At 58.1% G+C, this 26,692-nt stretch carries 21 protein-coding genes and 1 pseudogene; 15 read left to right on the top strand and 7 right to left on the bottom strand.

Annotated features, from left to right (window positions below; translation table 11 throughout):
* Nucleotides 1-52: 52 nt before the first annotated feature.
* Together mrdA and rodA are read left to right on the top strand one after the other, a co-directional pair.
* Nucleotides 53-1,978 carry a penicillin-binding protein 2 gene (gene mrdA, locus ABDK75_RS10290; protein WP_211497848.1) on the top strand — a complete coding sequence of 642 codons (1,926 nt, stop codon included), beginning with the start codon at nt 53-55 and terminating at the stop codon, nt 1,976-1,978.
* Between the two features lie 11 nt (nt 1,979-1,989).
* Nucleotides 1,990-3,162, top strand: coding sequence for a rod shape-determining protein RodA (gene rodA / locus ABDK75_RS10285; RefSeq protein ID WP_064273947.1), 1,173 nt, complete (start codon nt 1,990-1,992; stop codon nt 3,160-3,162).
* A gap of 4 nt (nt 3,163-3,166) precedes the next feature.
* Here the strand turns inward: rodA and ABDK75_RS10280 are convergent, their stop codons facing one another.
* From ABDK75_RS10280 to ABDK75_RS10265, 4 genes and pseudogenes are all read right to left on the bottom strand, one after another.
* Nucleotides 3,167-4,207: an L-idonate 5-dehydrogenase gene (locus tag ABDK75_RS10280; RefSeq protein WP_346005796.1), complete on the bottom strand. Its 1,041-nt coding sequence runs from the start codon at nt 4,205-4,207 to the stop codon at nt 3,167-3,169.
* Between the two features lie 107 nt (nt 4,208-4,314).
* Nucleotides 4,315-6,336 (bottom strand): annotated as a pseudogene (locus tag ABDK75_RS10275) (DUF2075 domain-containing protein).
* Between the two features lie 5 nt (nt 6,337-6,341).
* Complete coding sequence (gene glyS, locus ABDK75_RS10270) at nt 6,342-8,396, bottom strand: glycine--tRNA ligase subunit beta (protein ID WP_346005795.1); 2,055 nt, start codon at nt 8,394-8,396, stop codon at nt 6,342-6,344.
* Entirely contained in the window at nt 8,389-9,267 is an 879-nt protein-coding gene (locus tag ABDK75_RS10265) for a glycine--tRNA ligase subunit alpha (RefSeq protein ID WP_346005794.1), read from the bottom strand. The genes glyS and ABDK75_RS10265 overlap by 8 nt, the downstream gene beginning before the upstream one ends.
* 574 nt (nt 9,268-9,841) lie before the next feature.
* On the opposite strand from ABDK75_RS10265, the gene ABDK75_RS10260 reads away from it, so the two are divergent.
* The 5 genes from ABDK75_RS10260 (at nt 9,842) to ABDK75_RS10240 (ending at nt 15,876) form a co-directional block, all read left to right on the top strand.
* Nucleotides 9,842-10,609: a DUF2076 domain-containing protein gene (locus ABDK75_RS10260; RefSeq protein WP_046899725.1), complete on the top strand. Its 768-nt coding sequence runs from the start codon at nt 9,842-9,844 to the stop codon at nt 10,607-10,609.
* Nucleotides 10,610-10,757: 148 nt separating this feature from the next.
* Complete coding sequence (locus tag ABDK75_RS10255) at nt 10,758-12,281, top strand: FAD-dependent oxidoreductase (protein WP_346005793.1); 1,524 nt, start codon at nt 10,758-10,760, stop codon at nt 12,279-12,281.
* 81 nt (nt 12,282-12,362) lie between these two features.
* Nucleotides 12,363-14,159, top strand: a complete 1,797-nt coding sequence (aspS, locus tag ABDK75_RS10250; protein WP_211497852.1) for an aspartate--tRNA ligase — start codon at nt 12,363-12,365, stop codon at nt 14,157-14,159.
* Between the two features lie 135 nt (nt 14,160-14,294).
* A complete protein-coding gene (locus tag ABDK75_RS10245; RefSeq protein ID WP_346005792.1) occupies nt 14,295-14,939 on the top strand; it encodes a CPBP family intramembrane glutamic endopeptidase in 645 nt (214 codons plus the stop codon).
* 118 nt (nt 14,940-15,057) lie between these two features.
* Nucleotides 15,058-15,876 (top strand): alpha/beta hydrolase, encoded by an 819-nt coding sequence (locus ABDK75_RS10240; RefSeq protein WP_346005791.1) that lies wholly within the window; start codon nt 15,058-15,060, stop codon nt 15,874-15,876.
* Between the two features lie 43 nt (nt 15,877-15,919).
* Here the strand turns inward: ABDK75_RS10240 and ABDK75_RS10235 are convergent, their stop codons facing one another.
* Nucleotides 15,920-17,014, bottom strand: coding sequence for an alkene reductase (locus ABDK75_RS10235; RefSeq protein ID WP_346005790.1), 1,095 nt, complete (start codon nt 17,012-17,014; stop codon nt 15,920-15,922).
* 130 nt (nt 17,015-17,144) lie between these two features.
* Here ABDK75_RS10235 and ABDK75_RS10230 point away from each other — a divergent pair, with 130 nt between their 5' ends.
* Complete coding sequence (locus tag ABDK75_RS10230; protein WP_346005789.1) at nt 17,145-18,044, top strand: LysR family transcriptional regulator; 900 nt, start codon at nt 17,145-17,147, stop codon at nt 18,042-18,044.
* A 474-nt stretch (nt 18,045-18,518) separates the two neighbouring features.
* Here the strand turns inward: ABDK75_RS10230 and xth are convergent, their stop codons facing one another.
* A complete protein-coding gene (gene xth / locus ABDK75_RS10225; protein ID WP_346005788.1) occupies nt 18,519-19,289 on the bottom strand; it encodes an exodeoxyribonuclease III in 771 nt (256 codons plus the stop codon).
* 4 nt (nt 19,290-19,293) lie between these two features.
* A complete protein-coding gene (locus ABDK75_RS10220; protein ID WP_046899719.1) occupies nt 19,294-19,638 on the bottom strand; it encodes an iron-sulfur cluster assembly accessory protein in 345 nt (114 codons plus the stop codon).
* A 185-nt stretch (nt 19,639-19,823) separates the two neighbouring features.
* Between ABDK75_RS10220 and ABDK75_RS10215 the strand changes: the two genes are divergently transcribed.
* The 7 genes from ABDK75_RS10215 to tatC are packed head-to-tail and all read left to right on the top strand — an operon-like array spanning nt 19,824 to nt 26,684.
* On the top strand, nt 19,824-20,987 hold the full coding sequence (locus ABDK75_RS10215) for a deoxyguanosinetriphosphate triphosphohydrolase (RefSeq protein ID WP_211497858.1): 1,164 nt from the start codon (nt 19,824-19,826) through the stop codon (nt 20,985-20,987).
* 44 nt (nt 20,988-21,031) lie between these two features.
* On the top strand, nt 21,032-22,840 hold the full coding sequence (argS, locus tag ABDK75_RS10210) for an arginine--tRNA ligase (protein ID WP_346005787.1): 1,809 nt from the start codon (nt 21,032-21,034) through the stop codon (nt 22,838-22,840).
* Nucleotides 22,837-23,952, top strand: coding sequence for an SPOR domain-containing protein (locus ABDK75_RS10205; protein WP_346005785.1), 1,116 nt, complete (start codon nt 22,837-22,839; stop codon nt 23,950-23,952). Before argS ends, ABDK75_RS10205 begins: the two co-directional genes overlap by 4 nt.
* A gap of 10 nt (nt 23,953-23,962) precedes the next feature.
* Complete coding sequence (locus ABDK75_RS10200) at nt 23,963-24,721, top strand: ScpA family protein (protein ID WP_346005784.1); 759 nt, start codon at nt 23,963-23,965, stop codon at nt 24,719-24,721.
* Complete coding sequence (scpB, locus tag ABDK75_RS10195) at nt 24,721-25,308, top strand: SMC-Scp complex subunit ScpB (RefSeq protein WP_408874432.1); 588 nt, start codon at nt 24,721-24,723, stop codon at nt 25,306-25,308. Before ABDK75_RS10200 ends, scpB begins: the two co-directional genes overlap by 1 nt.
* Before the next feature lie 9 nt (nt 25,309-25,317).
* On the top strand, nt 25,318-25,908 hold the full coding sequence (gene tatB, locus ABDK75_RS10190) for a Sec-independent protein translocase protein TatB (protein ID WP_346005781.1): 591 nt from the start codon (nt 25,318-25,320) through the stop codon (nt 25,906-25,908).
* Nucleotides 25,905-26,684, top strand: a complete 780-nt coding sequence (tatC, locus tag ABDK75_RS10185; RefSeq protein WP_046899712.1) for a twin-arginine translocase subunit TatC — start codon at nt 25,905-25,907, stop codon at nt 26,682-26,684. The genes tatB and tatC overlap by 4 nt, the downstream gene beginning before the upstream one ends.
* Nucleotides 26,685-26,692: the final 8 nt, after the last annotated feature.

Raw genomic sequence — 26,692 nt, 5'->3', positions numbered from 1 at the left:
CGCTCTCCGCGCAAATCGCCGCTTTCTTTTCCGGACTTGAACGCCTGACCTGATGTTTTCCAGAAAACGCCCTTTTCGGACCCTGCTGCGCTCACGAAGCCAGGATGCGCCTGTTCGCTCAGGGCGTGGCGTCTTCACGCGCCGTGCTCTCGTGGTGATGGCGGTCCAAGCGGGTGTTCTGGGGGCTTTGGGGCGACGGCTTTATAATATTCAGACCATTGAGGGCGACCATCTCCGCCAGCTTGCGGAGCGCAACCGTACAAGCAAGCGTCTGCTGGCTCCCGCGCGTGGAACCGTCCATGACCGCTTTGGTGTGGCTCTTGCTGATAACAAGGTCAGTTGGCGCGCGCTCCTGATGCCGGAAGAAACGACAGATATCGCCTCTGTCATTGAACGGTTTGCACAGATTGTGCCGCTTGATGAGCATGATCGGGCTCGCATTGAGCGCGATCTGAAGCACGTTCATAAATATGTTCCGGTCACGCTCCATGAATTCCTGTCATGGGATGACATGGCGCGGATTGAATTGAATGCTCCCTCATTGCCGGGTGTTCTCGTCGATGTCGGATCCACCCGGCTCTATCCATTTCAGGACCTGACTGCGCATATTGTCGGTTATGTTGCTCCGCCGAATGAAGACGATGTGGCCAAGGACACGACGTTGTCCCTGCCAGGAATGCGCGTGGGGCGGGCTGGTATAGAGCAGACGCAGGAATCGGTTCTTCGTGGAGATCCGGGGTCTGTTGAAATGGAAGTCAACGCGCTGGGGCGTGTGATTGGCGAGATTGACCGTGTGGAAGGCCAGCAGGGAGAGGATGTTCGCCTGACTCTGGATGTCGGCCTCCAGTCAAAGGTCTTAGAGCGGCTGGGTGATCGCGTCGCCAGTTCCGTGGTCATGGACTGCCGGAATGGTGAAGTGCTGGCGATGGTCAGTACCCCGTCTTTCGATCCCTCCCTGTTTGATTCCGGTGTCAGCCATGCGCAGTGGAATGAGTGGGCGAATGACCCGCGGACGCCACTCGTAGACAAGGCTGTTTCCGGGCTGTATCCGCCTGGGTCTACCTTCAAGCCCGCAGTGGCGATGGGCGCCCTGAAAGCTGGTGCCGTGACGCCGCAGGACCGCTTCAATTGCCCCGGTTATTTCGACATGGGTGGCGTGCGGTTCCACTGCTGGAACAAATGGGGGCACGGCATGATCAACATGCGTGAAGCCCTCAAATTTTCCTGTGACGTTTATTTTTACGAAGTAGCCCGCCGCTGTGGCATGGACCCGATCAAGGCCGTCGGGAACGCCATGGGGCTGGGTGTGAAACTCGATATTGAGCTGCCGCATGTCCGCGCAGGTGTCATCCCGACGCCGGAATGGCGACAGCAGCACGGCTTTCACTGGAATGGCGGTGATACGGTGAATGCGGGTATTGGTCAGGGCTTTGTGCAGGTCACGCCCTTGGCGCTTGCAACCTACGTATCCCGGATTGCTTCAGGTCGAAATGTTCAACCGCATCTGATCCGCGCAACGAATGACCAGATTTCCGGACTGGCTTCTTTGGACGCCGCTCCGGCAGTGGATATCCCGCAGGAACATTTGAATGTTGTTCGTGCAGGTATGTTTGCGGTCGTGAATGAGCAGCGTGGTACGGCCCCGAAAGCCCGTTTGGATCTGCCTGATGTCCAGATGGCGGGGAAAACCGGGTCAGCTCAGGTGCGGCGCGTATCCCGGGCTTTGCGTGAGTCTGGGCACTTTAATTCCATGAGCTTGCCATGGGAATATCGTCCTCATGCGCTGTTCATTTGTTTCGCTCCATATGATGACCCCCGATATGCAGTCTCGGTCGTGGTGGAGCATGGCAATGCAGGCGCAGACGAAGCTGCCCCGCTGGCCAAGCAGATCATGACAGACACTTTGCTTCGTGATCCATCCAATCAATCCAGGCCTCCCGGGCAGACTGTGGCGCAGGCAGAACCGGAGCAAGGGTGAGGGGCGGTGTCATGAATACATTTGGCTTTCTGAAATCTGATAAACGGCTCCTGCGTGCTGAGCCAGATTTCCGCCCTATGGCCCGGCTGCTTCAGGTCAACTGGCTGTATGTGCTGCTGGTCTGTTTGCTGGCGGGTGTTGGGTATGTGGCGCTGTATTCGGCTGGGGGCGGATCAGCCAAACCTTTCGCTGGGCCGCAAATGGTTCGGTTCGGTTTTGGATTGGTCATGATGATTGCAGTGGCGCTGGTCAGCCCACGCATTCTGCGCATTATGGCCGTTCCCGTCTATTTGTTGTCCATCCTGCTGCTCGGGCTCGTGCTGCGAATGGGGCATGTGGGTAAGGGGGCCGAACGCTGGATCAATCTGGCAGGAATGCAGTTCCAACCTTCAGAGTTCGCCAAAATCGGCCTGATCCTGATGCTTGCTACGTGGTTTCACCGGATTGGTAACGAGCGGATGGGGAACCCGCTGCGTCTGATAATGCCTGCCATCTTGACGCTTCTGCCCGTCGTTCTGGTGCTCAAGGAGCCCAATCTTGGGACTGCGACGATTATTGGCGTTATTGGTGCAACGCTGTTTTTCGCTGCAGGCATGCGACTATGGCAAATCGTTCTTCTCGTGGCGCCAATTCCGTTCCTTGGGAAATTCATTTACGGCCATTTGCATGACTATCAGAAGGCCCGGATCGATACCTTCCTGCATCCGGAGCATGATCCTCTGGGGGCCGGCTACAACATCATCCAGTCCAAGATTGCGCTTGGCTCAGGCGGAATGTGGGGGGAAGGATATCTGCATGGCAGCCAGGGGCAGCTGAACTTCCTTCCGGAAAAACAGACAGACTTCATTTTCACCATGATCGGCGAAGAATGGGGTTTTGCAGGGGGCATTGCAGTCATTGGATTGCTGACCACTCTCACATTAGGAGGAATGCTCATTGCCATGCGGAGCCGTAATCAATTCGGGCGACTGCTCGGGCTCGGCATCGCAATGGATTTTTTCCTGTATTGTGCCGTCAATCTGTCGATGGTGATGGGTGCTATTCCGGTCGGTGGCGTGCCGCTCCCGCTGATTTCCTATGGCGGTTCGGCCATGCTGACGATGATGTTCGGCTTTGGGCTTCTGATGTCCGCCTGGGTCCATCGCAATGAGCGGGACCCAGGTTTTGAAGACGAAGACGACTGATCCCTTACAATTCTAGGAGAACCTTGGAAGAGCTTTTACGGTCCAGCGAGGCGTCAAAAGCGTCTTTGTAATGAGCCAGCGGAAAGCTGTGGGTGATGAGACCGTCGGCAATCCATGGATTATCCGCAAGGATCTTCAGTGCCTCTGCGAACTCTTCATCGAAGCGGAATGTCCCTCGGTAATCGATCTCGCGCGCAATAATCTGCCCTAAGGGAGCAGGCACGTCGCCCGGTGGGAAAATCCCAACCTGGACGAGAATACCGCCTTTCTGTGTACGAGCGATTGCAGTCGGGAGGGCAGGTATGACTCCCGTGGCCTCAAAGACGATTTCGTATTCCCGATCGTGGCTGTCCCGGCCGGTGTTCACTGTGGCTGTTGCCCCCAGTTTGATGGCGATATCCAGTGCAAAGTCTTGCAAGTCGGTTGCTACGATCTCTGCAGCCCCAGCCACTTTAAGTCCGGCAATAATCAGGGCGCCAATCGGGCCTGCTCCCTGAACCAGGATGCGTTTGCCCTTAACATCGCCAGCGCGAGAGATGGCATGGAGCGCGACCGAGAAAGGCTCGGCAAGGCTGGCACGTTTCACGTCCAGCCCCGATGGCAGGGGATAAAGCTGCGATGTTTCGACGACCATCTCGCGCCGGAAACCGCCATCCGTATGGGGCAGAAACGCGGCACTGCCAAAAAAGCGCATGTTTCGACACAGGTGCTTCGCCCCACGTTCGCATTCAGGGCAGTGCCCACACGGGTGAGCCGGATGGATGGCGACAGCGTCCCCGATCCTGAAACGTGTTTCGTCCGGGCTGACAGCTTCCACAATTCCGGAAACCTCGTGGCCAAGAATCATCGGCTCTCGCAGAACGGAAGCTCCGGCCCCGCCATGCAGGAAATAATGCATGTCCGACCCGCAGATCCCGCCCCAGGCTGGGCGTATCAGTACCTGACCCGCCTTGAGCGGTGGGACGGTAACAGTCTCTAAACGCAGATCACCCTTTTCATGAATAACCAGAGCTTCGGTCGTCTGAGGGGCGGAAATGCCGGGCATGGCTGTGCCTCTTTCATCTGAGGAGCGTGAATGACGTTACTCAGATATGGCCGATCTTGTGCGCTAAAGGCAGTCACGTTTGGGAGACGCAAGAGCCTTCTATCCACTCATACGTCTAGAAGGCAGTTTTCGATCGTGCGGCGAGTTTCCGGCTGCTTTAGTGGTTCAATGCCACACGCCAGAAGGAAGTCAGCAATGCCATTTAGTGTGTCAGGGCAGCGCGTCGGATCATTAGGATTACCTTCCGGCACCCAAATGATGGTCTCATACCGCGCGCGGGTCAGCAGCACGCGATAGGTATTGAGGGACCAGAGGGCTTTTTCCGAGGATTTAACGGTCTGCCATGCGGTCCCGCTAAAGCGCCGGGGCTGCCAACGTTGCGGATACCCAGTACGGATGAGATCTCCATCCCAGCAAAGGCCGACAAAATCCAGTTCCAGACCTTGAATGGCAAATTGAGTGGCGACGGTTTCCAGCGCATCGGAAGCCCGGACGTCTTTGTCAGGAACCCAGCGGTTCAAAAACCATTGAGCGACCGCATTGGAGTCCATGTGAGCCAGTTCTGCACCGAGGCCCTCCGCACGTAATCGTTTGGCTTGAGAGCTGGCAATCAAACCGCAGCGATAGGTCAGGCGGGCTCGTTCTCGCAGGGCTTTGCGTAGCTCCGGAAGACTTCGTGTCAGGCGGAATGGAAGACTGGCGTTCTCCGCAATATTGCGGGCGAGAGAGACATCTCCCTCCAGTACGGCATTCACCTATTGGGGTGTTGCAGTGTCCCGAAGGGAGCGAACCGGCACTGTGAGGTGCAGAGAGGGCTCTTTTTGAACCGGAAGGGATGGGGGCAAGGTGGTGAGGCCACGCGTAGAACTGACGACATCCGGTGATGCGTGGATCTGCCATTCAGGGCGGCTCGCCAAAGCGTCTCCCCAGCAGGCCATTCCGCCTTCACCGTCATGAATTTCCTGCCCTTGTCCGATAAGGCAGATGATGGCGGCAAATCCGTCATGCCGGTGCATGATGTCGAGGAGATGCGCGGGTTCAGACTGCGTCAGGCGAACAGGCCGCTGTGCACTTTTGCGAATAGCCTGATCGGTGTTCCAAGAACGCTGGGCTTCGTCGATGACCATGATCCGTTCTGGCGGACATTCGACTGGCCGTCCGACATAGTAATCCCGGAATTTGGTCAGGGACTGAATGGTGGATTCCATGCGCTGTTCTACGGCTGCGCGTTTCTGACCCTGTGCCACGGCGTCACGGGTCAGGGCTTCACGCAGAACATGGACGAGCGTTGGGTTGCCGGTGAGGAATGTCGCTGAGTTGTCGGGCTCCGCGGTGCCGAACGCAGCTTTTAGGCCGCAAAGCGTTTTCCCTGCGCCAGGAATGCCAGAGACAAAAAGGATTGTTTTCCGGTGCTGTCTCCGCGCGGATTCAAGGAGTTCCGTAATACGGTCAGACGTCAGGGTCAGATTGGTCGCGTCTGCTCTCGCTGTGTGAATATCTGCGACGCTGTGCGTGGAATAAATGAGGCGAGCCGCTTCGACGATGCTTGGGACGGGATTGTAGGGCGCCTGTTCCCAGTCTTCCGGTCGTATGGGTGCTACGGAGTGTAATGTCCGGCGTGCGAGATCCGACAAAAGCTCCGTCAGGTTTGGTGCATTGCACTTCAGAACTGGCGTGACGCCAGATCCTAAAAGGAGCGGCGATGTTTGCGCAGGTTGTGCGGCTTCTGTTGCAATCAGAATGGGGATAATCGGGTGACGTCGGCTGCCCGCGTGAAAGTCCTGAAGGTCTAGCGCGTAACCTTCGGTCTGGGCGAGAGCCGCGGCGTCGAATTGAGACGCACCAACCTTGAATTCCAGGACAAACGTCACATCCGGGGAAATGAGGACGGTGTCGATCCGGCCGCCCAGACGAGGAATGGGGAATTCGAACAGGATTTGCCAGCCTGCCGTTTGCGGCAGAGCGGTTAGCGTGGTGCGGAGAAGATCAAGTTGGGTGGCCCAGGCACGGAGTTGCTGGGGTTCGCTGGAGAAGCGCCTGCGCCCGGCTTCGTGGGCGAGGCGCTCTCCAATACGATCCGGGTCCGTGTTGAGGAACGTGGCGACTGGGCCGGACCACCACGCTCCCATCAGGTTCAGCCCTCGATCTGACCGAAATCGGCGATCAGGGCTGTGGTCGTGCGGAAAGTCGCCAGAAGCTTCAGACGGTTGGCGCGAATGTCGGCTTCCGGAGCGTTGACGGTAACAGCATCGAAAAAGCGGTCCAGCGTCGGCCGCAGGGCCGCAATGGCCTGCATGGCATCGGTGAAACGCTCGTCTTTCAGGGCTGTCTCGATTGCAGGCACAGCGCTGTTCAGGCCGTCTGCCAGAGCGCGTTCTTCGTCCTGCGCGTAAAGAGACGCATCCGGCGTTCCCTTGTGAGGACCGTCTTTCTTGTCTTCGATGCGCAGAATGTTAGCTGCGCGCTTGGCTGCGGCGAGAAGGTTCTTGCCGTCTTCCGTCTGGATCATGTCAGACAGCGCCGAAGTGCGGGCCAGAAGGCGCACAAGATCGCCATCCAGACCGCCTGCCAGGGTGGCAGCCAGAACGTCGTGGCGCTCGCCTTCACTGCGAAGCTGAACGCGCAGACGGTCTGCCATGAAGTCCGGCAGTTTGGCGAGTTCTCCGCCGGCGCGACCATTTGCCGCCTTGGCAAAGAGGTCCGTCAGATCCAGGCGCAGGCCGTTGTCACGAATAGTGCGGATTACGCCCAGTGCCGCACGACGCAGGCCGTACGGATCTCCGGAGCCGGTTGGCGTCTCGCCAATGGCAAAGAAGCCAGCCAGCAGATCCAGACGATCCGCAAGGGCCACGGCAATCGAGACAGGCGCTTTTGCCGTATCGTCGGACTGGCCGCGCGGCATGTAATGCTCGGCCACAGCCTTTGAAACGGCGTCGCCTTCGCCATCATGTGCTGCGTAATAGCCGCCCATGACGCCCTGAAGTTCCGGGAATTCGCCGACCATACCGGTCGTCAGATCAGCTTTAGACAGCAGGCCTGCGCGCTTTGCCTGTTCGATCTGCTCTCCGCTCAGGCCCATGGCAGAAGCGACAGTTCCGGCGAGGTCGGAAATCCGCTTGGCGCGCTCGCCCTGCGTTCCCAGCTTCGCATGGAAGGTCACGGCATCGAGGGCTGCCACGCGGTCCGCGAGCTTTGTTTTGCGATCCAGATCCCAGAAGTGGCGGGCATCGGCGAAACGGGCACGCAGAACGCGCTCGTTTCCGGCGATCGTCAGCTTGCCGCCATCCTTGAACGGCAGGTTAGCGACGAAGGCGAAGAACGGCGCGGCTTTGCCGTCTGCATTGCGCAGGGCGAAATAGCGTTGATTGATGCGCATCGAAACCTGCATGACTTCGGCAGGCAGGTCCATGAATGCGTCGTCGATGCGGCCCAGAAGTGGAACCGGATATTCGACCAGACCGGCGACTTCATCGACCAGTCCTTCATCTTCCACAACCGTAATGCCCTGCTGTTCAGCCAGACGGTGAACACCGGTACGGATCATGTCGCGGCGCTTGTCCGCGTCCACGATGACGGAGCGTGTTTCCAGCTCTTCCAGCCATTGATCTGCCGAACGGACTTCAAATCCGCCGGGCGCCAGAAAGCGATGGCCTTCGGACAGGTTGGAGGACTTCAGGCCGTGAGCATCGTCGTCATCGCGGGCGAGCGAGAAGGGAACGACCTTGCCATCAAGAAGGCAGGTGATGCGACGGAGCGGGCGGACCCATGAGAAGTTCGAGCCTGCACCCCAGCGCATGGACTTGGCCCAGGGGAACTTCCACAGAAGGTCTGGCACAGCTTCAGCCACGCGGCTTTCCGCGCTCACGGGATCAAGCTGCTTGTTGAGAACCCAGAAGCCGTTTTCCAGCGTGAGTTCGTCAGCCGTTACGCCATGTTTGCGGGTAAAGCCTTCCAAAGCCTTTTCCGGTGCGCCTTCGCGAGGGCCACGTTCGGAGACGGTACGAGCCGGGATTTCGGCATCGACGTTCAGGACGGTCGCGATGCGGCGGGTACCGTAGAACGTCTGAATACCGGACGGGTTAAGGCCATCGAGTGCTTTGGTCAGAAGGGTGCCGAGTTCGCTTGCAGCCTTGGGCTGCATGCCAGCCGGGATTTCCTCGCAGAACAGTTCAAGCAACAGTTCAGCCATTGAACGTCTCCTCCTCGCCAGAAAGCCACGCTTCACACGAGGCTTTCGCCAGCGTCCGGACGCGTCCGATATAGGATGCGCGTTCAGAGACGGAAATCACGCCGCGGGCATCCAGAAGATTGAAATAATGGGAAGCCTTCAGGCACTGATCGAATGCAGGCTGTGCGACGCCAGCTTCTGCCAGACGGATGGACTCTTTCTCCGCATCGTTGAAATGCGTGAGTAGCATCTGCGTGTCAGCCAGTTCGAAGTTGTGACGGGAATAATCACGCTCGGCACGGAGGAACACGTCACCGTAGTTCAGGCCCTTGCCGTTAAAGTCCAGGTCGTAAACGTTCTCGACGCCCTGAACATACATGGCCAGCCGTTCCAGACCGTAAGTCAGTTCGGTGGAAGGCATGACGGTCGGAATACCGCCGACCTGCTGGAAATAGGTGAACTGCGTGACTTCCATGCCATCACACCAGACTTCCCAACCCAGACCCCAGGCGCCGATCGTCGGGTTTTCCCAGTCGTCTTCCACGAATCGGATATCGTGCTTTTCGGGATCAATCCCGATGGCGCGATAGCTCTCCAGAAGCAGATTCTGGCTCTCTTCCGGGGTTGGCTTCAGCAGCACCTGATACTGATAATAGTGCTGGAGACGGTTCGGGTTCTGGCCGTAACGACCGTCCGACGGGCGGCGGCAGGGCTGCACATAGGCCGCAGCCCATGGCTTCGAGCCCAGAGCGCGCAGGGTCGTATGAGGGGAGAGCGTTCCGGCTCCGACTTCTGTGTCATAGGGCTGCAGGATAGCACAGCCCTTTTCAGACCAGAATTGATGAAGGCGCAGGATCAGGTCCTGAAAGCTGAGCGGCCGGGTCGCAGACAATTCAATAGGCTCCGGTTGGCAAAATTGGCGGTTACCTTACAGCCTGAGGTCCATAACCGGAAGTGAGCGGGGCTATTGGACTGCTAGATCGTTGAAAATTCGCTGCCAGCCTTATCAAACGCCGCTTTACCGTCAGAGCTGGCGCTTATTCCGGTTGTTACTTTCAGCACGAAGGCATGTCTCCTGTCTGAGCCGCAAGGGTGGAGAAGGTCGAATATACATCCGCAGCAATTTCGGTCAGGGCAAAGCTCTGGCCATCACATGATTCGACGTGGCTTGCTGTCGGCTTGGAGGCAGCCGTGACATCGCGGATGTCCTCGTCAAATGGACGAATCGCTATGACACGGGAATGGCTGGAAAGGCCCGGGCAGCCCCAGCATGAAACTAAAGATCAGACACTGTGTTTGACTGCATGATATGCAGGTCGTCGTGAGCCTTGGAAGCAGTCAGGTGCGTTACTTCTAATTTAGTAACAGGCCTGATGGAGCTGCAGGTCGATCCCTTGTCGATTGAGCGCTGGTGCCTCATATGATGGGGGAGAACGTAACTTCTTCGTCTGGAAGGATCAAAGACGATGAACAACGAAGAACGCGAAGTCATTTCCCGCTTTATCGGCCGTGTTGGCGGTGCGCAGCAGGGAGGTGGCTTCAGCCAGCAGCAGATGCCAGCTCTTCCGCCAATCGACCCTGAAGCTGATCGCTTCATTGCTGATAACTTCCAGAAATATCCGGAAGCCCGTTATCGCGTGACGCAGATGGCGGTTGTGCAGGAAGCAGCGCTTGCTCAGGCGCAGAACCGTATCCGTCAGCTGGAATTTCAGCTTCAGCAGGCGCAACAGCAGCTTCAGCAGGCTCAGCAGAGCCGCCCTTCCGGAAGTGGCGGACTCTTCGGTGGTTTGTTCGGCGGTGGCAACAACAACCGCCAGCAGGCTTCTGCTCCGCCTCCGGGCTGGGGAGCGCAAGGTGGCGCCATGCCTCCGCCGAACTTCCAGCCGCAGCAGCAGTACGGCTATCCGCCTGGATATCAGCCGGGCATGTTCCAGCGCGGTGGATCGGGCTTCCTCGGCTCCGCTCTGACGACGGCTGCGGGTGTAGCTGGCGGCATGATGGCAGCGAACGCGCTTGAAGGTCTGTTCAGCGATCATCATTCCGGTGGGGACGCCGGTGCTTTTGGTGGCGGCGGAGAAACCATCATCAACAACAACTATGGTGATGCTGGCTCCGATCCGTTCGGTGGTGCAGGCACGGATGCAGGCGGCGGCTTCACAGATTCCGATTTTGGCGGCGGCGGAGGAGACTTCGGCGGTGGCGGAGACGGTGGTGGCTTCGACGACATGTTCTGAAGGCGCAGCGTGTTACGCCTGATAGAGCTTCTATCCAGAAAACCCGCCGGGCGTTGTCCCGGCGGGTTTTTTGCTGTTTGCCAACCCAAATGCCTATGCTGCGTTTGTTTCTGTAACGAGATTTTCCACTATTTTCAGGGGCTGTCCGATGAGCACCAATGATTTTCGCGACCTAGTGGCCTTCAAGGATCTGGAAGAGGGACAGATTGCCTCTTTTTCCATTGAGGGGACTTCGGTCGTTCTGGTGAAGGACGGCGAGGAGGTGCATGCCTTGGGTGGCAAGTGCCCCCATAAGGAAGCGCCGATGGAGCAGGGCGCGTTTTGCAAGACTGAAAAAGGCAGCGTGTTAGTCTGTCCTTGGCATAAGGCGGTTTTCGATGCCGTTGACGGCAGTCTCGTAGAGCCGCTCGCTCTTGAGCCCCTGCCACGGTATCCGGTGGAAATTGTTGACGGTCGTGTGTTGGTCGGCACCAGCCCCATGAAGCGGGATGTGCCATCAGCGCGTCAGGAGGATGAAACCGTCCTGATCCTTGGCGCCGGTGCAGCAGGCCTGATGGCAGCGGTGACGCTCCGTCAGGAGGGATTTGCCGGGAAAATCACGATGGTGACGGAAGAAAAGCACCGTCCATATGACCGGACGGCCTTGAGTAAGACCGTACTGCTGAGCGAGCCGGAGAAAGCGCACGCTCCTTCGCTGCGAAGCGAATCTTTTTATGGCCAGCACCGTATTGGTCTGAAGCATGCAACCATCCAGACCTTCGATCCCGCGACCAAGACGGCTGAATTATCAGACGGAACGAGCGTGTCTGGCGATCATGTTCTGATCGCAACGGGCGCGCGGTCCAAGCGCCTGGACATTCCTGGCGCAGACCTGAAGCGCGTCTTTACGCTGCACAGGGAGCAGGATGCAGAAGACATTGCCCGGGTTATTGACCCGGATCAGGCCGTAACGATCATCGGTGCGAGTTTCATAGGCCTGGAAGTGGCTTCCTGCCTGCGACAGCGCGGTGTGGGAGTGACTATCATCGCTTCCACAGATGTTCCGATGGAAAAACACTTTGGTCGAGAGATTGGAACGCGTCTGCGCCAGTTACATGAAGAAAATGGCGTGGCGTTCATTTCCGACGCAAAAGTCGTGAAAATTTACGGAGAGAAAAAGGCCGAAGGCGTGGAGTTGGAAGATGGCATGAAGCTGCCAGCATCTTTCATTCTGGCCGGCATCGGCGTGACGCCTGCAACCGGATTTGTGCAAGGCCTGGACCGGGATGAGGACGGCGCGATCATTGTCGATCATCTGATGCGGGGAGCGCCAGGTGTTTACGCAGCAGGGGATGCGTCCGCGATCCTGCATGAGGGGAAACCACGGCGAATCGAGCATTGGCGTCATGCGCAGGTGCAGGGACGGATCGCCGCAATGGCCATGATGGGACACGAGACCAGCCATATGCCGACGCCATGGTTCTGGACGCAGCAGTTTGGCAAGAAGATCGAGCTGCTAGGTTGGGGTGAGAGCTTCGATAACGTCAGCCTTGAAGGGGATATCAAGGGCTTCAGCTTCCTTGCGACCTATCTTAAGGACGGAAAGCCTGTTGCGTTGGCGGGCGCGGGTCATGCGTATGACATGGCCAGAGCCACCGTCGATTTCGAAGGTTTTGTGCAGGAAAAGGTCTGAACCGCGCACGAAGCTTGACATGAGCGGGCCGTCCCGGCTTCCTGCGCCCACTTATCCGCCAGGACGTTGAAGAGGCCCGACATGCATCCATACCGCACCCATGACTGTAGCGCCCTGCGTGAACAGGACGCCGGACAGACCGTCCGCCTGTCCGGCTGGGTGCACAGCAAGCGCGACCATGGTGGCCTGCTGTTCATCGATCTGCGTGACCATTATGGCGTGACACAGGTTGTTATCCCTGCTGGCACGGACCTGCTGGAAAAGGCCGAGCGCCTTCGCGTTGAGAGCGTCATTACCGTTACCGGCAAGGTTGTGGTCCGTCAGGGTTCCCAGCGGAACCCGAACCTGCCGACGGGTGACATCGAAGTTCTTGCCGAAGAGCTGGAAGTCCGTTCCAACGCGGCTGTTCTGCCATTTCAGGTGGCCGGTCAGGAGAATTATCCTGAAGAACTGCGCCTGAAGTATCGCTACATTGATTTGCGTCGCGAGAAGATGCACCAGAACATCCTGCTGCGCAGCCGGGTCATCACCAGCCTGCGTCAGCGCATGATCGAGCAGGGCTTCACCGAGTTCCAGACCCCCATCCTGACGGCGTCTTCTCCGGAAGGTGCACGTGACTTCCTCGTGCCGGCGCGTCTGCATCCGGGTAAGTTCTACGCGCTTCCGCAGGCTCCGCAGCAGTTCAAACAACTTGCGATGGTCGCGGGTTTTGACCGCTACTTCCAGATTGCTCCGTGCTTCCGCGATGAAGCCTCACGAGCTGATCGTAGCCCTGGCGAGTTCTATCAGCTCGACTTCGAGATGTCCTTCGTCACGCAGGAAGACGTCTTCACAGTTCTGGAGCCGGTTCTGGCTGGGGTGTTCAATGAGTTCACGCCGGAAGGCTGGAAGATCACGGACGGCGCATTCCCGCGGATTCCGTATGCTGATGCCATGCGCGATTACGGCTCCGACAAGCCGGATCTGCGAAACCCGCTGATCATCAAGGACGTCACGGAAGCCTTCCGCGATTCCGGTTTCGGCCTGTTCGCCAAGATTGCAGCTTCCGGCGGTCAGATCCGTGCGATCCCGGCACCGGGTGCAGGTGATCGTCCGCGTGGTTTCTTTGACAAGCTGAACACCTGGGCCCGTGAGAGCGGCGCAGGTGGTCTGGGCTACATCATTTTTGAGGCAGAAGGCGGCAAGGGCCCGATTGCCAAGAACCTTGAAGCTGAGCGCGTCGAGAGTATCCGTGAGATCTGTGGTCTGAAGGCTGGTGATGCTGTGTTCTTCGCTGCTGGAAAGGGTGACGAAGTTGCCAAGTTCTCCGGCGTTGTTCGCACCAAGGTGGCGACAGAGCTGGACCTGATCGAGAAGAACGCGTTCCGCTTCTGCTGGGTTGTGGACTTCCCGATGTTCGAGCTCAACGAAGAGACGGGCAAGGTGGACTTCTCCCACAACCCGTTCTCCATGCCGCAAGGGGGTCTGGACGCGCTGAACACGCAGGACCCGCTGACGATCAACGCCTATCAGTACGACATCGTCTGCAACGGCGTGGAACTGTCGTCCGGCGCAATCCGGAACCATCTGCCGGAAGTCATGCTGCGCGCGTTCGAGATCGCAGGCTACGGCCCGGAAGTTGTGGAAGAGCGCTTTGGCGGCATGCTGAATGCCTTCCGCTACGGCGCTCCGCCGCATGGTGGTGCCGCTCCGGGTGTGGACCGTATCGTGATGCTGCTGGCTGATGAGCCGAACATCCGTGAAGTCATTCTTTTCCCGCTGAACCAGAGCGGCGAAGACCTGATGATGGAAGCGCCGGCCCCGGTCGAGCCAGCCCGTCTGAAGGAGCTGCATCTGGCGCTGGATCTGCCGAAGCCAAAGCCAGCTGTCACGAAGTAACGTATTCGAGCCTGACGTCTGAAAAAGCCGGTACTCCTGAAGGGGTATCGGCTTTTCTTTTGTCTGCGCCCCAAAAAACTCAAGAGCATCATGATAGTCTGCCCGTCCGGTTGAAATTTGGAAGGTGTGTTGTCTATGCCGGTTCGCCCGACCGTCCCTTTTAGAAGGCGCCTGTATCTGGGAGCTGAGTTTCTGACGCTTTACGGCGGTGGCCCTTTGCTCATTCTGTTCGTCCGTCGGGCCGGGCTGTTGTTTGGCCTGCTCTGGATTGCAGCGCTTCTGGCGTTCCTGTCTCTCAGGCATCAGAAGTCAGAGGTTCATGATTTTCCGGGAGAAGTGCGCAGAATTTCGCTGCGCTTTGTCGCACTCGCTCCACTGATCGTTCTGCTGACATGGTGGGTCTGGCCAGACGTATTCCTCAGCCTGCCGAGACAAAAGCCGCTGTTCTGGCTGCTGGTCATGGTGCTTTATCCCATTCTGTCCGTCTGGCCGCAGGAGGTTCTGTACCGGGCGTTTTTGTTCTCGCGATACGGCGCTCTTTTCCGTATCGCGCCTGTGACGATCGCGGCCAGTGCCGTGGCATTCGGCTTTGCGCATATTCTGTTTCTGAACTGGATTGCCGTTGGCATGACGCTCATAGGGGGAGCGCTGTTTGCGAGCGATTACAGTCGGCATCGTTCGCTCACCCTGACCTGCTTTGAGCACAGCCTCTACGGATGTCTCATTTTCACGGTGGGGTTAGGGCGGTTTTTCTACACGGGTGCCGCGTGGCATCAGTGATGAATGGAAATCTTACTATTCCATGATGTCTATATTGAGCATGACGAGCAGAGCTTATCGTAAGAGCAAGGTTTCCGGGGGAGCCGATGCTTTCCTGACCTCTTAACGGAGCACACTCATGGCCAGATTTACGACATCCGACGGGGCAGAGATTTATTTCAAGGACTGGGGCACCGGAAAGCCCGTTCTGTTCAGCCATGGCTGGCCGCTAAGTTCAGACATGTGGGACTCACAGATGCTGTTTCTGGCACAGAACGGCTACCGTGTGATTGCCTTTGACCGGCGCGGGTTCGGGCGGTCAAGCCAGCCCTGGGATGGCAATACCTATGATCGTTTTGCTGATGATATTGCAGAACTGATCGAAACCCTGGACCTGAGAGATGTGACGCTGGTCGGCTTCTCGATGGGGGGCGGGGATGTCACCCGGTATCTGACGTGCCATGGCAGTGACCGCGTTGCGAAGCTGGTGCTTCTGGGGGCTGTCACGCCTGTTTTCATGAAGCTGAACGATCATCCCGAAGGTGTCGAGGCCGCTGTTTTCGATGGCATCATCGAAGGCTTGGTAAAAGATCGGGCCCAGTTCCTGAAAGACTTTGCGGTGCCCTTTTACGGGATCAATCATGGCGCGAAGATTTCTGACGGTGTTCTGGGGCAGACGCAGCAGATTGCTCTTCAGGCATCCTTGCGGAGCACGATCGAGTGCGTCAAGGCATTCTCCGGGCTGGATTATCGGGAAGACATGAAGCAGATCACCGTTCCGACCCTGATTATTCATGGAGATGATGACCAGATCGTGCCTTTTGAGGCCACAAGCGCCCTGACGGCAAAACTGGTTCCGGGAGCGGTTCTCAAGGTCTATGCCGGTGCGCCGCACGGTTTTGCGGTCACCCATGGAGATCAACTGAACGCGGATCTGCTGTCTTTTCTGCAATCCTGATCAGAAAGACCCCGGCCAGACACAGGTCGGGGTCTTTTTTTGCTCAACGCTGTGCTGCGTCAGCGTAAAATGGATAATCCGTATATCCCCGTGCATCGCCGCCATAGAAGGTGGAGCGATCATAGGAATTCAGAGGCCAGTTCTGACGCAAACGCTCGACCAGATCCGGGTTTGCGAGGAATGAGCGACCAAAGGCGATCAGATCCGCCTGTCCAGAAGCCAGCAGGGCTTCGGCGCTTTGTCGGTCAAATCCCCCAGCCGCAATGATGGTGCGGGAAAAGACCTGCCGAAGCGTCCCGGCATCTACAGGGTCCGGTTCTGCATCGCCCCCGATGCGTGGTTGCACCACATGGAGATACCCAGCGCCCAGACGATCCAGTTCAGAAGCCACATAGCGGAACGTTGCCGGGCGGTTGCTGTCTGCCATGGTTCCATAACGCCCGCTCGGGGTTACCCGCACGCCAACCCGGTCCGGCCCCCATACGGTCATTGCAGCCTGAGTCACATCCAGCAGGAAACGGGCGCGATTTTCGAGCGAGCCGCCATAATCGTCTGTGCGGGTGTTGCTGCCATCCTGAAGAAACTGATCTGGCAGATATCCATTCGCACCATGGATTTCCACGCCATCAAATCCGGCTTTCAGTGCGCGTTCGGCAGCCTGTTCGTAATCCTTGATGATCCCGGGAATTTCATCCCGATCAAGCGCGCGTGGCATGTCGTAGGGCACCGTCCCCGTGAGCGTCCAGGCGTCTCCATCGGCGCGAATGGCTGAAGGGGCAACGGGGGCAACACCGCCCGGCTGAAGGATGCGTGCTGACTGACGGCCAACATGCCAGAGCTGAAGAACCATTCTGCTGCCTTTGGCATGAACGGCGTCCGTGATGTGCTTCCATCCCGGAATCTGGCTGTCATCGTAAATTCCGGCCGCGCGTTCAAAACCATATCCGGTGAGGGAGACGGGCGATGCCTCAGAAATCAGCAGGCCGCCTTCCGTTGCGCGTTGGCTGTAATAGGTGCGCATCAGATCATTCGGCAGGTTACCCTCACTGGACCGCATACGGGTGAGTGGTGCCATAACAACCCGATGGCTCAGTCGCGTGGGACCGACGAAGCGTGGTGTGAAGAGAAGCGTCGTCATGCTGATGGTGTTCCGTTGTCTAAAAAGGATGTCCGGTATGGATGCGTCCTGTGACAGCCAGAATGGTTATTCTCTGATAATATGCGTAGATTGGTTTTTCAGATATTTATTATTCTTAAAGGGAATAAATATGGATCGTCTTCAAGCCATGACGGTGTTTGTAAAGGTGGTGGAGGTCGGATCTTTTTCAGGGGCTGCCCGTCTGCTGAACGTCGGTCAGCCATCGGTTTCCAAAGTCATCGCACAGCTTGAGGCCCATTTGGGCACAGCGCTTCTCTTACGGTCCACGCACGGTCTCACCCCAACGGATGCCGGGCAGCGCTACTACGAGCGTGCAGCCAGAATTATCGAAGATGCCAGAGAAGCGGACAGTCTGGCCCGGGGAAGCGGCAAGGAACTGTCAGGGCGCTTGCGGATCGCCATTCCCACCACATTCGGGCGTATCCATCTGGTGCCACAGCTTGGGCAGTTCACCGCACGATATCCCGGGCTCGAGCTTGACGTTCAAATGGATGACCGGCGCGTAGACCTGATTTCGGAAGGGATCGACATGGCCGTCAGGATTGGCCGTCCTGAAGATACAGCCGTGATTGGCCGACGTCTGGCGCGCGGGCGCCGATCTGTGATGGCAAGCCCAGCATATCTTGAAAAATTCGCTGTACCATCAGTCCCGGCAGATTTGGAAAACCATCAGATGGTTCTCTATGCACAGGGCCGACAGCTCCGAGCCGCTTTTACGAGGGACAATGACAGTCAGGAGGTTTCGCTACGGTCCGGACTTCGTCTGAGTGCAGCGGAGGGAATTCGGGCTGCTGTTCTTTCGGGGCAGGGCATGACCATTGCGGCAGACTGGATGTTCGCACCGGAGCTGGCAGCCGGACATGTGCAACGGTGTCTGCCTGACTGGTCTTTGGAGGCGGTAGAACTCTGGCTGCTATTTCCCGCGGGACGAATGGTCAGTGCCAAAGTGCGAGCCATGGCAGATTTTGTAACTAAAATTGTTGACGGTCTTCAGAAGGCGGAGCCATGATCTAGGGGCAGCGAGAGAATTGTTACAGAGCGCAGCAGAGAATCTTTTTTCCGCCACAACTCCGCCTGATCACTGCCTTGTGAGGGCAGCAAGGTGCACTCCTACGCAGCGCCTTTTGTAAAAGGAGTGAGACGTTATGTTGAAACATCTGTCGGGCTTGCTCGCCGTGTCGGCGCTTTTTGTCGGAGCTATGGCTTTGCCACCCATTAGTGGCACGGCCCATGCCCAGTTCGTTCCTTATCAGGGGCCATATCGCCAGACGCCGCCCCCTCCGCCACATCCCCCCAACGAGAGAATTCCACCGCATGCACGGACGATGCAGTGGATTCCAGGGCAGTGGAAATGGGTCGGAAATGGCTATCAGTGGGTGCCAGGCCATTTGGCCCGGGTGCAAGCACATAGGCCGCCGCCATACTCACCGCGGGGTTAAAACGGAAAAGCCGCTCCTTGAAAGGGAGCGGCTTTTTTTGTGGCTTATCGGAGGGTTACAATTACCGGGACATGGTCTGAAGCTTTTTCAGCCGAACGCTCGTCACGGTCGATCGTGAACGAGACAAGCCGTTCGGCGACGCGTGGGGAGAGCAGGGCGTGGTCAATGCGCAGACCTGAGTTCCGTTGGAATGCGGCGGCCTGATAGTCCCAGAAGGTGTAGTGACGACCCGTTGGGTGAATAGCGCGTAGAGCGTCTGTCAGACCAAGCCATTGCAGGCGGTGGAAGGCTGCGCGGGTTTTCGGTCGCACAAGCGCATCAGTAGGCGACAGAGCCTTGGGCGCGAGATCTTCATCTGTGGGGCAGACGTTATAATCTCCGATGAAGGCGAATGACTTTTCGCTTTCCAGAAACTCTTTCCCCCGGACCGCCAGAGCCTCAAAGAACGCGAGTTTTTTGCTGTAGCCATCTTCTCCGCCGGAGTTTCCGTTGGGAAGGTAGAGGTTACCAATCGTCAGACCATCAAGCTCACATTCAATATAACGAGCAGTGGGGTCATCGAAGCCGGGCAGGGTGTGCGTTGTAACGTCAAATGGGCGGCGGCCAATGAACGCTACGCCATTGTAAGCTTTCTGGCCTGTCGTGGCGACGTGATAGCCTGCGTCCTTGAAAACCGCCGGGAACTGGCTGTCCTCACATTTGATTTCCTGAAGGCAGAGCAGGTCGCACTCCGGATAACGCTCCAGCCAGTCCTGAACGAGATGCGCGCGGGCGCGGACGGAATTGATGTTCCAGCTTGCAAAGGTAAAGGACATTCGATCAGGCCAGCGAAAAGCTTGTACCGCAACCACAGGCTGAGGCGGCATTGGGGTTCGTGACCGTGAAGTGCGCGCCCATCAGCTTGTCTACGAATTCCAGCTCGGCGCCTTCAAGCAGATCGAGGCTGGTTTCATCGACATAGACGGTCGCGCCATCGCGTTGGATCAGAACGTCATCATCGTTCTTCGTGCGATCCAGCTTGAACTGGTATTGGAAGCCATTGCAGCCTCCCGCCAGAACAGCCACGCGCAAAGCCAGCCCTTCGGGTTCCGGCTGGGCGGAAATGATTTCCACAATCCGTGCTGCCGCACTGGCAGACATGGTGAAGGAAGGGGTTTCGGACATTGCTCGTTCCCGGTTTCTGGAGGTCTGCTGAAAGGCAGGACGGTTCTGGTCCTGATTATATGGTCAGACTGGGGTCAGGGGCAAAGGGGTAGAGTTGCGCTGAAGGGAGCCTGTCGTAGAATGAGGCGTTTGATCCAGCAATTAGAGTGCTTTCCGCGCCTAAGGATCATCAGGGGAGTGTGTTGATGCCTGCCATCTATGCGGTTCAGGAAAAAGGTGCGCGAGGCCGACTCTACCCGGAGACAGAAAGCCCTGTCCGTTCTCCATGGCAGCGGGACCGGGATCGCGTCCTGCACTCCGCCGGCTTCCGGACGCTTCAATACAAGACGCAGGTGTTTATCAATCATGAAGGTGATTTCTTTCGCACCCGTCTGACCCATTCCCTGGAAGTTGCCCAGATTGCCCGTTCGATTGCCCGAAGCCTCGACCTGAATGAGGATCTGACAGAAGCGCTCGCGCTAGCCCATGACATGGGTCACACGCCGTTTGGTCATGCCGGAGAAGATGCTCTGGCCCTTGCCATGCAGGATTGGGGTGGTTTCGATCACAACACGCAGTCCCTTCGCCTCGTGACGTCGCTTGAGACGCGCTATCACGCTTTCGATGGTCTGAACCTGACATGGGAAACGCTGGAAGGGCTGGCGAAGCACAACGGCCCGGTAAAGCGCCCAACGCCGTATCTGGCTGAATATGATGCGCGCCATCATCTTGATCTCGGCAGCTATGCGTCAGCGGAAGCGCAGGTTGCAGCCATGTCGGATGATATAGCCTATCATGGGCACGATCTGGATGACGGGCTGAGAGCCGGTCTTCTCACGTTCGATGACATTGAAGATCTTCCCCTGGTGGGTGATGCGCTTCGGGCGTCGCGTGAGATGGAGCGTCGCACGGGTCGCGAAGCGATGGATCAGGCGCAACGTGTCCGTCATGAGACAATCCGCGTGGTGATCAACGCCCTTGCGACGGATTTGACGGATCAGACGCGCCGCAATCTTGAGGCTCTTGATCCGCAGTCTGCGGATGACATCCGCCATGCCGATCATGCAGTTGTAGCGTTCAGTCCCGAGATGCGGGAAAAGAACAAGGCTATCCGCAAATTTCTTTATGCCCGTATGTATCGCCACTGGCGGGTTAATCGCATGGCGCGTAAAGCGAAGATCGCGCTGGCTGAAATCTTTACGATCCTTTCAGAAGAGCCCGGCCTTCTGCCAGACCCGCTCAAGGATCGTGCCAAGGCCGCAGATGATATGGAACGTCGGCGTCTGGTGGCCAATTATATCGCCGGAATGACCGATCGTTTCGCGATGGAAGAACATCGACGGTTGACGGACCTCTCCGTGCTGGGCTGATAAAGCCCCTCCAAGACGATACAGGTTACAGGAATCGAGCTGAAATGGTCGCTGCACCCACTGCCCATACGACTGACTGCCTTTTTGCCCGCGCCAGAGACCAGGTGTGCGAGGCGCTGCGGTCCGTTGTCCCCGGCCTGCCGGAAGAGGTGGTGCAGCGCGTTGAAGTGACGCCGCCGCGTGACCCGTCCCATGGCCATATGGCGACCAATGCTGCTTTGCTGGCCGCAAAGCCCGCCAAGCGCAAGCCAGCGGAGATTGCGGCAGAACTGGTGCAGAAACTCGCCGACCTGCCAGACATAGATCATGCTGAAGCCGCCGGTCCCGGCTTCGTGAACATGACGCTGAAGCCATATGTCTTGCAGGGTGTGGCGAAGGCTGTTCTGGAGGCCGGTGAAGCCTTCGGTCGTTCCTCGATCGGGCAGGGAACGCGCGTCAATGTCGAATATGTATCCGCCAATCCGACTGGCCCAATGCACGTGGGTCATTGTCGTGGCGCTGTGGTGGGGGATGCGCTTGCAAACCTGATGCAGGCCGCAGGCTACAAGGTCACGCGCGAATATTACATCAATGACGCCGGAACGCAGGTTGTTGCCCTGACGTGGGCAACTTACTGGCGTTACCTGCAGGTTATCGGCACGGACATCGATGCTGACACGTTCAGCCCGCTGACGCCGAATGGTTTGCAGTATCAGGGTGACTATCTGATCCCGGTTGCAGAGAGTATTGCTGAAAAGCATGGTCGCGCTCTAGCCAACGATGATGGAAGCCCGGCTGATCCGTCTGTCTGGTTCGATATCATTCGCGCTGAAACGCTGGTGCAGATGATGGCCGCAATCCGCGAAGATCTGGAAGGGTTGGGCATCTCCCATGAGGTCTTCGCCAGTGAAGCGGAAACGCTGGCGAGCGGACGGGTTGATGCCGCGATTGCCAAGCTGGAAAGCAAGGGCCTGCTTTATGAAGGCGTGCTTGAGCCACCCAAGGGCAAGACCCCTGAAGACTGGGAACCGCGCCCCCAAACCCTGTTCCGCTCTACAGATTTCGGGGACGATCAGGATCGTGCACTTCGCAAATCTGACGGCACCAACACCTATTTCGCCAATGACATCGGATATCACGCTCAGAAGGCCGAGAACTCAGACGTTCTGATCGATGTGCTCGGTGCGGATCACGGCGGTTACGTCTCCCGCATGCGCGCTGCAATTTCGGCGCTGACGGATGGCAAGACCGGCTTTGAAGTCGTGATGTGCCAGATTGTGCGCGTTGTGAAGAACGGCGAACCCGTCCGTATGTCCAAGCGTGCGGGCACGTTCGTGACGCTGCGCGATCTGCTGGATGAAGTCGGACGTGATGCTGTGCGCTTCACGATGCTGACCCGTAAGGCCGATGCGCAGATGGAATTCGATCTGGATGCCGTTGTCGCCCAGACGCGTGATAACCCGGTGTTTTACGTTCAGTATGCTCACGCCCGCTGCCGCTCGGTTCTGCGTTCAGCAGAAGCGATGTTTGGTGCCGCATCCGTGACGCCTGAAGCACTGGCAACTGTTGATCTTTCCGGTCTGTCATCAGACGTGGAACTGGCCGTTCTGCATCGTATCGCGTCTTTCCCGCGTTCTGTCGAAGCGGCTGCTGCAGCGCGTGAACCGCATCGGATTGCAACGTATTGCATTGATCTGGCGTCTGATTTCCACACACTGTGGAATCGTGGACGCGAAGACACGACCCTGCGCTTTCTGCATGAGAACGATCGTGAGACGAGCCTGGCAAAACTGGCGCTTGTTTCTGCGATTGCCGGCACCCTGCGTTGCGCACTGACCATTCTTGGCGTTGTGCCAGTGGAGGAAATGCGATGAGCCCTGACAGCGAGAATGATCGCGATTTCCGGGATCCGGGTGATTATGGCGCGGGACCTTCTTCTCCCCGCCCGTCGTCTGGCCCGCGTGCGGAGCGTGAGCGCCTGAGCAACGACTACGACGATGACGCCCCACCGCGTCGTCGTGCGGCGGCAGCGCCGGAGACTGCGAGCCGCGCCGGTGGCCTTGCGTCCCTTCTTGGCAGTGATCCGGCGACGCGAAAGCTTGTCGGTGGCGCCATCGGCATTGGCGCCGTGTTGCTGCTCGCGGTCGGGGGATGGTCTCTGACGGGAGGCCATCACGGCGGAATTCCCATTATCGGCCCACCGCCAGGCCCTGTGAAAGACGTTCCAACCGATCCGGGAGGAATGCAGATCATGGGCAGTGATAGCGGCGATACGGATCTGACAGGCAACGGGGAAGCGCATCTGGCTCCGGGACCGGAACAGCCGGACGCGAAGGCGCTGGCTCGTCAATATGGTGTGCAGCCCGGGACGCCTCCTGCGGCTCAGCCGGACAAGCCAGCAGCGCCCACTGACGCTACGCCTCCTGACGGTGCGGCTCCGGCTGCTCCAGATGCTGCAGCAGGCCAGGACAAGGTTGCCGCTGAACCGTCGGCTATGCCTCCTGCGCCTCCTGAAAGCAAAGATGCCCCTTCAGCGCCTGCGGACGCCGAGACGCCTGAAGAGGCTCCAGCGCCAAAGCCGGTTCCAGCCGTCAAGCCGCAGCCTAAGGCCCCTGATGCGCCTGTTCACAAGGCTGTTCCGCCCAAGCCTGTGCAGAAGCCCCTTCCGGCGCCTGTGGCTGAGCCAGAAAATGCTGTTCCTCAGCAGAAAACTGCTGCTGCTCCGAAGGCTGAGGCTGGTGGTGCACGCGAAGTTCAGCTTGCCGCGCTCGACAGCGAAGCCGCAGCGCGCAAGGAATGGGACACACTGCGCCATCAGGCACCCGGACTGTTCGCAGGTCATTCACCGCTCTTTGAGAAGACTGCTCATGGCGACAAGACATTCGTGCGTCTGCGTATTGGCGGCTTCGCGGATCTGAAGGCTGCCCGGGCGTATTGCGTGAAGCTGCACGCACAGTCCATCGCCTGCACTCCAGCCCAGTTCTGAGAGACCGGGTTTGAGCGAGGTTCTGCATCTGACGCTGGACGGGTTTGAGGGGCCGCTGGATCTGCTCCTTGACCTCGCCCGGTCCCAGAAGGTGGACCTCGCAAAAATCTCCATTCTTCAGCTTGTCGAGCAGTATTTGTCCGTTGTGGAGCAGGCCCGCGTGGAAGCAAGGGCACTGCGGCTTGAACTGGCAGCAGACTGGTTGGTGATGGCGGCTTGGCTCGCCTGGTTGAAGTCCAAACTGCTTCTTCCCGCAGAAAATAACGGGGAAGACGCTGAAGAAGCGGTGGAGCAGCTTCAGGAGCGTCTGTTCGAACTGGAACGTATGCGTGCAGCCGCAGCCTGGCTCATGAAACAACCCAGGCTTGGTATGGATGTGTTTCGCCGCGGTGAAGGGGAAGACCACACCGAGATTGACCGTTCGGGTCTGCGAGTGGACCTGTCAGCGCTGATTACGGCTTATCTTTCTGCCCGCAGGCGTACGAACCGCAAACGTGTCTATGCGCCACGCACCCGCAGGTACTGGAGCGTGCAGGATGCCTTGGCCCGTCTCCGCCGCATGCTGGGCACAGATGCTGTGGCGGACTGGCAGACGCTGACGTCCCTTCTGCCCGAACATCTGGGGGAAGGGCTGGAGGCCGGTCCGTATGATCACAATGCCGCTCTTGCGGGAACGCTACTTGCCGGACTGGAAATGGCTAAGGGCGGTGCGGTGGAACTCCGTCAGCCAGAGGCTTTTGCTGAAATTGAATGGCGGGCAGTTTCGTGATGTCTTCCGATATGGAGCGCGCCTGCCTGCTGGTGGAGGCGCTTGTTTTTGCCAGCCCTGAGCCGGTACGCCTTTCCATCATTGCGGATCTTCTAAGTACACAGGGTCTGAAAATCGCGGCCGCGGACGCTTTGGCAGCAGTGGGAGAGCGTTATGCGACCCATGCTATTGAGCTTGTTGAAGTGGCTGGAGGCTGGCAGTTCCGGACGCGCGCTGAATATGCGTCTGCGCTGACCAAGATCGTGGAGAAGCCTCGTCGGCTCAGCCGGGGGGCGATGGAAACGCTGGCAATTATTGCGTATCACCAGCCGTGCACACGGGCAGAAATTGAAGCGATCCGTGGTGTGTCCCTGGGGCAGGCTATTCTGGATGCGCTGCTGGAAGATAGTCTCATTGCGCCGAAAGGCCGAAAGGAAGTGCCCGGGCGTCCCGTTCTCTGGGGAACGACACCCATATTTCTGGAGAGTTTCGGGCTGCCCGATATCGGGTCATTGCCGAAGCGTGAAGACTTCCTGCTGGACAGGGCTCCCACTGAAGCAGCACCAGATGCGCCTTCACCCGTAGGCGAGACTGACGGGAAGGGCTAGGATTGTTGCATGTTTGACTTCAGTTTCTCTGAAATTGCCCTTTTTGTCGTCGTGGCAATGGTTTTCATTCGGCCGAAAGATCTGCCGGTTGCCATTCGTACACTCTCAAACGGTATCAAGGCGATGCGCCGGATGGCTGGTGAATTCCAGTCTCATATTGACGATATGGTACGGGAAGCGGACCTGTCTGAAGCGCGGGATCAGTTTCGGGATCTGAAGAACTTCAATCTGCGTGACCGTGTCACGAAGGCGATCGACAGCGATAATTCCATTCGCCGTAGCCTGGACATTAATACCAGCGGCGCAGCAGTGTCGTCCTCCAGTGTCAACGATCTGCCACGGGTCCCGGCTCCTCCACCAATGCCTCCATCTTCTTTTGGCGGTGGTGAGAGCCGCCCCTACAACGCGATGGTTCAGGATCAGGCGGAAGAAGAGCTCAATGATGACATTGTGGACGCGCCATCCATCCTTCCACCCGCAACAGCACGGCGCCTGATGCATGAGCGCCCCCGGTGGCGGGCGCCCGATATTCTACCGCCTGTCCGTGCGCTTCATCATGGCCGGCGCGTTGCCATTTCGAGCGCGGAGAAAGACGCATGACGGACTCCGATACGATCCAGGACACCCCGATGCCGTTGCTCGACCATATTGTCGAGCTTCGACGCCGGCTGATCTGGTCCATTGCAACGTTCGTGATCGCCTTTGCGATCTGCTATCACTATGCGGGCGATATCTACCGGTTTCTTGCGGCGCCTCTCGGTAATATCATGCGCGAGAAGGGTGAACAGCCACACCTGATCTATACGGCGCTTTATGAAGCGTTCTTCACGTATATTCGTGTGGCGGTGTTTGGCGCGACGTGCCTGTCTTTTCCGATGATTGCCATTCAGGCGTGGATTTTCATCGCGCCCGGCCTGTATCGCAGTGAGAAGAAGGCGTTTGCGCCATTCCTCGTCGCAACGCCTGTCATGTTCACCGTTGGCGCCGCGCTGGCCTATTATGTCGTGTTCCCGTTTGCCTGGAAGTTCTTCCTGTCGTTCCAGACATCGGGCAATGGCGGAATGGACATCGAACTTCAGGCCAAGGTGTCTGAATATCTGACGCTCGTAACGAAGATGATCCTCGCATTTGGGATCTGCTTTGAGCTTCCGGTGATCCTGACCTTGCTGGTGCGTGTGGGGCTGATCGGGACGGCGCAGCTCAAGAAATTTCGCCGTTATGCGGTGGTGGCGTCTTTCGCCGTTGCGGCCGTGATTGCCCCGCCTGATGCCATTACCATGCTGAGCCTCGCCATTCCGCTTGTGGCGCTGTACGAGGTATCCATTCTTGTGGCGCGGCTGGTTGAGCCGAAGCCCGTGACTGACGAAGAAGACTGACGGAGCCC

Source organism: Gluconobacter sp. OJA (genome assembly GCF_039638325.1).
Lineage (GTDB): Bacteria > Pseudomonadota > Alphaproteobacteria > Acetobacterales > Acetobacteraceae > Gluconobacter > Gluconobacter cerinus.
The sequence above is the reverse complement of the archived record's forward strand: the minus strand, read 5'-3'. Positions and strand labels throughout refer to the sequence as shown.